Raw genomic sequence first — 7,237 nt, forward strand, 5'->3', positions numbered from 1 at the left:
CGGACTAACCTTCCAATTTAACTGCACGCAAAAACACTAATACGTATCCGTGATACAGCACCCGAGTCGTGCAAATATTTGCCTGAGCAATCCCATTGGCATCACGTCGCCGACACGCGCCGCCCTTCACTCGCTTGCGCATCGCGACCACGTTTGTTCAGCCACGACGCCAGCAACACGATCAGCGCCAGCACGGCCGTCGCCCCCACTTCCATCCGGTGATCCTCGCTCACGAGCATCACGGTCAGCGTGCCGCAGATGAACAGGATCACCGCCCACGTGAGCCACGGGAACAACCACATCCGCAGCGTCAGGTCCGCGCCGGTCGATTCGAGCGTCTTGCGCATCCGCAGCTGCGAGATCGCGATCACGAGATACACGAGCAGCGCGATCGCGCCCGACGTCGCCAGCAGGAAGCCGAACACCTGCTCCGGCATCAGGTAGTTCGCGATCACGGTCACGAAACCGAACGCGGTCGACGCGAGCACGGCCGCGCGCGGTGTGCCGGTCGAATCGGTGCGGTGCAGGAACGCGGGCGCATCCTTGCGCTTGGACAGCGAGAACAGCATCCGCGACGCGGTGTACAGCGCCGAATTCAGACAGCTCGCGACCGACACCAGCACGATCACGTCGATGATCGCCTTCGCGTTCGGGACGCCGATCAGCTCCATCGCGCGCTGATACGAGCCGTGCTTCGGCAGCAGCGGGTCGTTCCACGGCACGATGGCCGCGACGACGAGAATCGAGCCGAGATAGAACAGCGTGATACGCCAGATCACCGAATTCGTCGCGCGCACGATCTGGCGTTGCGGGTTGTCCGATTCGGCGGCCGCGATCGTCACGATCTCGGTGCCGAGGAACGAGAACATCGTCGTCAGCATCGCCGCGAGCACGGCGCCGGCGCCGTGCGGCATGAAGCCGTCATGCACGAACAGGTTCGACACGCCCGACACAGCCGGCGCCGGGATGATGCCGACGATCGCCGCACCGCCGATGCACAGGAACACGACGATCGCGACAACCTTGATCAGCGCGAACCAGAATTCGAATTCGCCGTAGTTCTTGACCGAGAAGAGGTTGGTCACCGTCAGCACCAGCGTGATGCCGAGCGCGAAGACCCAGGTCGCGACGCCGGGGAACCAGGCATTGAGAATGGTCGCGGCGGCGGTCGCCTCGATCGGGATCACGAGCACCCAGAACCACCAGTACAGCCAGCCGATCGAGAAACCGGCCCAGTGGCCGATCGCGCGATCGGCATAGGTGGAGAACGAACCGCTGTCCGGGTGCGCGACGGCCATCTCGCCGAGCATGCGCATCACGAGCACGACCAGCACCCCTGCGATCGCATACGCAAGGATCGACGCCGGGCCGGCTTCCGCGATCGCGTGGCCGGAGCCGACGAACAGGCCCGCGCCGATCACGCCGGCAATCGACATCATCGTCACGTGCCGCTGCTTCAGGCCCGTACCAAGGCCTGTGTTGCTTCCACTCATCTGTCTCTCTCCAAAAAACGGTTCCGGTATGGCCGGGTATCGCGTGAAGGCAGCACGGGGGATTGTGGTTCTTGAGCCGTGCCGGATGCGGCACCTGCATGGTTGCAGGCGCGCAGCCGGATCGGGGGCCGTTCCGGAACGGGTCGCGACGCAGTCTGCGAAGCTGCGGGTGCGATGCGGCACGCAGGGCGCCGGCGCATCGCGTGCGCCCTTTCCGTCGGCTTTCGTCAGCTGCCTTCGAAGCGAAGGAGTGTAAGCACCAAACGGTTCTTCACTAAGAACCAATTGAAGAATTTCGATGGAACCACTTGTTGCATCGACATCGATCGATGCAACGCTTGTACCGTCCGTGGCGACTCGCGAGCGCGCCGAAAGCGCCCGGCGACATCGAGTCAGTCAGCCGCAACCCGCGGCGCGTCAGCGCGTGCCGTTCGCCATCTCGTCACGCCATTTGGCGGGGACGACGGCCTGCCATTCTCGCAGAAGCAGATTTTTCACGGCGTCCGGACGGGCCGCCGACAGTCGCACCAGCACGATTGGCCAGCCGACGTAGTGATCCGTCACGTAATACACGTCAGGTTCCGATTCGATCAGCCACGCGCGCTCGTCGGGGCCGACGCCTTTCACGACGAGCGTGTCGCCGTCTTCGCGCAGCCGCGCGAGCATCTTGCCCTTCACCTTGAGTGCGGGCGTGCCGTAAGACGTGCCTTCCTCGACGCCGCGCCACGCCAGTGCGATCTGCCGAACTTCGTCGAATGTCACGGGGCCTCCCGGCTGGATGCCTTCGGTTCACGATCCGGCCACCGTACCGGAATTCGCGTAGCCGTGTCGTGGGCAGTGCGCTTATCCGCGCGCCGCACGCGCGGCCGTCGACGCACGCCCTGTCGTCGCGACAATCGCGAAGGCGATCGCATTCGCTGCGGCGCTGGCCAGGATCGGCACGAGATAGCCGCCGCCCGCGTCGTAGATGAAGCCGGCCGCGGTCGGCCCGATCAGCGTGCCGAATGCGACGCTCGTATAAAGCACGCCGATGATCCCGCTCACGTTGCGGCCGCCGAAATAGTCCATCACGACCGCCGGCAGCACGGCGACCCAGCCGCCATAGAACACGCCGAACACGAGTGCGAACGCCGCAAGCGGCGCGACGCTGCCTGCGCAAGCCCACGCGACGAGTGCGACGGCCATGCCCGCGAACATCGCGAGCAGTGATGTGCGGCGACCGAAGCGGTCGGCAAGGCCGCCGAGGAAGAAACGGCCGGCCGTGCTGCCGACGCCGATCGCGCCAAGCAGCAGCACGGCCGTCGATGACGAGACGCCATGATCGAGCGCGTACGGCACGAGATGAACGAACGGGACGAACACGCCGAACGAGCAGATGAGGCATGCCGCGTAAAGGCTCGCGAACGGACGCGACGTGACGGCTTCGCGCACCGTCGCGCCGGCAGACGTCGAAGCCGCAACCGGCTTGCGGCCCACTGCCGCGCCGGACACCGAGGCGCCTGCATCGCGCCCGGTGACCTTCGCGCCGCCGCCTTCCACCCGCTCGCGCGCCGCCTCCCCATCCGGCAGCAGCCCCCGCCCGCGCGGATCGTTCTCGATCAGCAACGACATCCCCGCGCCGATCACGACCGCGATCACGGCCAGCGTGAAATACGCACCGCGCCAGCCGACATGCGCGATCAGCGCGGACGCAAGCGGCGGCATCGCCAGCGTACCGACGCCGATCCCGGCGACCGCGAGCCCCGACGCGAAGCCGCGCCGGCGCACGAACCAGCGCTGCACGGCGCCGACGGCCGGCACGTACGCGCAGCCAACGCCGAGCCCGACACCGAGACCGTACGCGACATAGACCTGCACCAGCGTATGCGCGGCACCGGCAGCCGCGAGCCCGATGCCCGTCAGCAGCATCCCCGCGACGGCAAGCCGCCGCGAGCCGAAGCGGTCGGCCAGCGGCCCGCTGACGATGCCGAAACCGAAGTACAGGAAGCCGGCGAGCGAAAACACGAGCGAGATCTGCCCGCGCGACGCGGCGAAATCCCGCTGCAGCGACTCGACGAACGCGCTGAACGTGTATGCGCTGCCGAAACCGACGAACGTGACTGCAAACGCGGCCGCCACCACGTACCAGCCGTAGAAAACGCGCGATGCGCGCGGGCGGTTCATAACGATGCTCCTCTCAGGTTCCCCGGCCGCCGGGCGGTGTCCGGATTGCCTCTTGGATATAGTTGAACTATGTTGATCGCACCGGCTGCCGACAGGCAGTCGCGAAGCCTGCGATCCGATGCATCAACGGTACTCGCGCATGCGCATCGTCTCAAACGATATTTCGTCGGACTTTCGATTTAGAAAAACTGAATGAATCGTTCCCGCTTGCCGCCTCTCAACGCGCTGCGCGCATTCGAGGCGGCCGCCCGCCACCTGTCGGTGAAGGCGGCTGCCGAGGAGCTGTCGGTCACGCCCGGCGCGGTAAGCCAGATGATCCGCACACTCGAGACGCATCTCGGCGTGCAGCTGTTCGAGCGCGTCAACCGCGGCATCCTGCTCACGGCCGCCGGCCGAGACTACCTGCCGCCGGTACGCAACGCGTTCAGGCAGATCGCCGATGCATCGCAGCGCGTGTCGGGCGCTGCCGACAGCGGCGTGCTGACGGTGAGCGTCACGCCATTCTTCGCATCCGCGTGGCTCGTCCCACGCCTCGCGCAGTTTCGGGAAGCTTGCCCGGACGTCGACCTGCAGGTCGTCACGAGCCACGCACTGGCCGATTTCTCGCGCGACGGCGTCGACGTCGCGATCCGTCATGGCCTCGGGCGTTACATCGGGCTGTGCAGCGAGCGCCTGCTGACGGTGGAGATCGTCGCGCTCGCGTCGCCCGAACTCGTCGCGCGGCTCGGCATGCCGGCGACGCCGGCCGAGCTGGTCGGCTGGCCGCAGTTGCACGACGCCGAGCGCAAGGGCTGGCACATCTGGTTCGGCGCGCAGCGGATCGACGATTTCGGCCCGCCGCGCGGCCCCGCGTTCGACGACTCGGGCCTGTTGCTGCAGGCGATCGTCGCCGGCCAGGGCGCCGGGCTGCTGCCGGCCGCGATGGTGCGCGGCGAGCTGGCGAGCGGCCGGCTCGTGCAGCTCGCCGACGTCGCGTGGCTCGACGATTTCGCGTACTACCTCGTCTATCCGCCGCACCACGCGGAACGGCCGAAGGTCGCCGCATTCCGCCGATGGATCCTCGACGCCGCACTGGCCGATGGCGCGGCTTCGATGTCCGGCACGACGTAGCGCCGTCCCTCACGGCGCGGTTCCTCGGCCGATCGGCTAACATGCGGCCCGACACCGATAACAACAGACCGAGAGAGACCATGCCTGCCCTGTTCCGCCGCGCGACACGCATCGCGACCTTGTCCGCCGCGCTCTTTGTCGCGTGTGCCGCGTTACCGACTGCCGCGCAGGCCTACCACGCATCGCCCGGCTACGGCAACGAAGCCGATCTCGACCGCCACGACACGTATCGCAACCGCGACGGCGACACCGTGCACGCCCCCGCTCATTCGAAATCGGGCCGCGTGCCCGACGGCGCGAGCGCGCGCTGCCGCGACGGCACGTACAGCTTCAGCCGTCACCGGCGCGGCACGTGCTCGGGGCACAGCGGCGTTGCCGCGTGGCTGTAGCCCCCGGCCGAACGGCCAGTCCCGACCGCTGCCGCCACCCGCCGCTGTCAGCGACACTCGGCGGCGAAGTACAATAGCCGCTCGCGCCGCCGACACGCGGCGACGCCGCCGCGCCCTGCGCGGCACGCTCCGTACCGAATCACCCGACGCCGCCACGCCCGCGCGCTGCGCGGCAGTCTCAACCACTTCTGAATTTCACACCGAAATGGCCCAATACGTTTTCACGATGAACCGGGTCGGCAAGATCGTGCCGCCCAAGCGCCAGATCCTGAAGGACATCTCGCTGTCGTTCTTTCCCGGCGCGAAGATCGGCGTGCTCGGCCTGAACGGCTCGGGCAAGTCGACGCTGATCCGCATCATGGCGGGCGTCGACAAGGACATCGAAGGCGAAGCGACGCCGATGCCGAACCTGAACATCGGCTACCTGCCGCAGGAGCCGCAGCTCGACCCGACGAAGACGGTGCGCGAAGCCGTCGAGGAAGGCCTCGGCGACCTGTTCCAGGCCAACAAGAAGCTCGACGAAATCTACGCGGCGTATGCAGAGCCGGACGCCGACTTCGACGCGCTCGCAGCCGAGCAGGCGAAGTACGAAGCGATCCTCGCGTCGAGCGACGGCGGCAGCCCCGAGCAGCAGCTCGAAGTGGCCGCCGACGCCCTGCGCCTGCCGGCGTGGGACGCGAAGATCGAACACCTGTCGGGCGGTGAAAAGCGCCGCGTCGCACTGTGCAAGCTGCTGCTCGAGAAACCCGACATGCTGCTGCTCGACGAACCGACCAACCACCTCGACGCGGAATCGGTCGACTGGCTCGAACAGTTCCTGGTGCGCTTCCCCGGCACCGTGGTCGCGGTCACTCACGATCGCTACTTCCTCGACAACGCGGCCGAGTGGATTCTCGAACTCGACCGCGGCCACGGCATTCCGTGGAAGGGCAACTACAGCAGCTGGCTCGACCAGAAGGAAGAGCGCCTGAAGCAGGAAGAAGCGTCGGAATCGGCGCGCCAGAAGGCGATCAAGAAGGAACTGGAGTGGGTGCGCCAGAACCCGAAGGGCCGCCAGGCGAAGTCGAAGGCGCGTATCGCGCGCTTCGAGGAGCTGAGCAGCCAGGAATACCAGAAGCGCAACGAAACGCAGGAAATCTTCATTCCGGCCGGCGAACGCCTCGGCAATGAAGTGATCGAGTTCAAGAACGTCAGCAAGTCGTTCGGCGACCGTCTGCTGATCGACAATCTGAGCTTCAAGATCCCGGCCGGCGCGATCGTCGGCATCATCGGCCCGAACGGCGCCGGCAAGTCGACGCTGTTCAAGATGCTGACCGGCAAGGAACAGCCGGATTCGGGCGAAGTCGTGATGGGCCCGACCGTGAAGCTCGCATACGTCGACCAGAGCCGCGACGCGCTCGACGGGTCGAAGACGGTGTTCGAGGAAATCTCGGGCGGCGCCGACGTGCTGACGGTAGGCAAGTACGAAACGCCGTCGCGCGCGTACATCGGCCGCTTCAATTTCAAGGGCGGCGACCAGCAGAAGATCGTCGGCAACCTGTCCGGCGGTGAACGCGGCCGCCTGCACCTCGCGAAGACGCTGATCTCGGGCGGCAACGTGCTGCTGCTCGACGAACCGTCGAACGACCTCGACGTCGAAACGCTGCGCGCGCTGGAAGACGCGTTGCTCGAATTCGCGGGTTCGGTGATGGTGATCTCGCACGATCGCTGGTTCCTCGACCGGATCGCGACGCACATCCTCGCGTTCGAAGGCGATTCGCAGGTCACGTTCTTCGACGGCAACTACCAGGAGTACGAAGCCGACAAGCGCGCGCGTCTCGGCGAAGAAGCCTCGAAGCCGAAGCGCCTGCGCTACAAGCCGATCAGCCGCTGACCGGCACGTCCCGGGTGCCTGGCACCGCGGCAACGCGGGGCCGGTCGCCGAGAGTGGCCGCTTCAGGAGCGGCACAAAAAAAGGTTCATCGCAGGAAACCGTGGAGGGTTTGAGGGTGATTGCGTAACCTGACGCCTGACTTTAAGGAAGTCAGGAGGAAGAATTGCTCGATCGCAAGGCACTTCAAGCACTTGGCTGCTGGACTGGCT

6 protein-coding genes are annotated in these 7,237 nt (G+C 66.4%); 3 read left to right on the forward strand and 3 right to left on the reverse strand.

Translation table 11 applies throughout. From position 1 onward, the window contains the following. Positions 1-101: 101 nt before the first annotated feature. From gabP to C5O79_RS37535, 3 genes are all read right to left on the reverse strand, one after another. On the reverse strand, positions 102-1,493 hold the full coding sequence (gabP, locus tag C5O79_RS37525) for a GABA permease (RefSeq protein WP_046544846.1): 1,392 nt from the start codon (positions 1,491-1,493) through the stop codon (positions 102-104). A gap of 417 nt (positions 1,494-1,910) precedes the next feature. After that, a complete protein-coding gene (locus C5O79_RS37530) occupies positions 1,911-2,255 on the reverse strand; it encodes an MmcQ/YjbR family DNA-binding protein (RefSeq protein WP_046544845.1) in 345 nt (114 codons plus the stop codon). Between the two features lie 81 nt (positions 2,256-2,336). After that, the gene (locus C5O79_RS37535) at positions 2,337-3,656 is read right to left on the reverse strand and encodes an MFS transporter (protein ID WP_122473535.1); all 1,320 of its coding nucleotides are present in this window, start codon (positions 3,654-3,656) and stop codon (positions 2,337-2,339) included. 192 nt (positions 3,657-3,848) lie between these two features. Between C5O79_RS37535 and gcvA the strand changes: the two genes are divergently transcribed. The 3 genes from gcvA to ettA all read left to right on the forward strand — a co-directional run bounded on the left by gcvA (position 3,849) and on the right by ettA (position 7,028). Next, positions 3,849-4,766 carry a transcriptional regulator GcvA gene (gene gcvA, locus C5O79_RS37540; RefSeq protein WP_046544843.1) on the forward strand — a complete coding sequence of 306 codons (918 nt, stop codon included), beginning with the start codon at positions 3,849-3,851 and terminating at the stop codon, positions 4,764-4,766. Between the two features lie 80 nt (positions 4,767-4,846). Continuing rightward, a complete protein-coding gene (locus C5O79_RS37545; protein ID WP_122473534.1) occupies positions 4,847-5,155 on the forward strand; it encodes a DUF3761 domain-containing protein in 309 nt (102 codons plus the stop codon). 205 nt (positions 5,156-5,360) lie between these two features. Next, positions 5,361-7,028, forward strand: coding sequence for an energy-dependent translational throttle protein EttA (gene ettA / locus C5O79_RS37550; RefSeq protein WP_131932295.1), 1,668 nt, complete (start codon positions 5,361-5,363; stop codon positions 7,026-7,028). Positions 7,029-7,237 lie beyond the last annotated feature (209 nt).

Origin of the sequence: Burkholderia sp. SRS-25, from assembly GCF_004343765.1 — a bacterium.
Classification (GTDB): Bacteria; Pseudomonadota; Gammaproteobacteria; order Burkholderiales; family Burkholderiaceae; genus Burkholderia; species Burkholderia contaminans.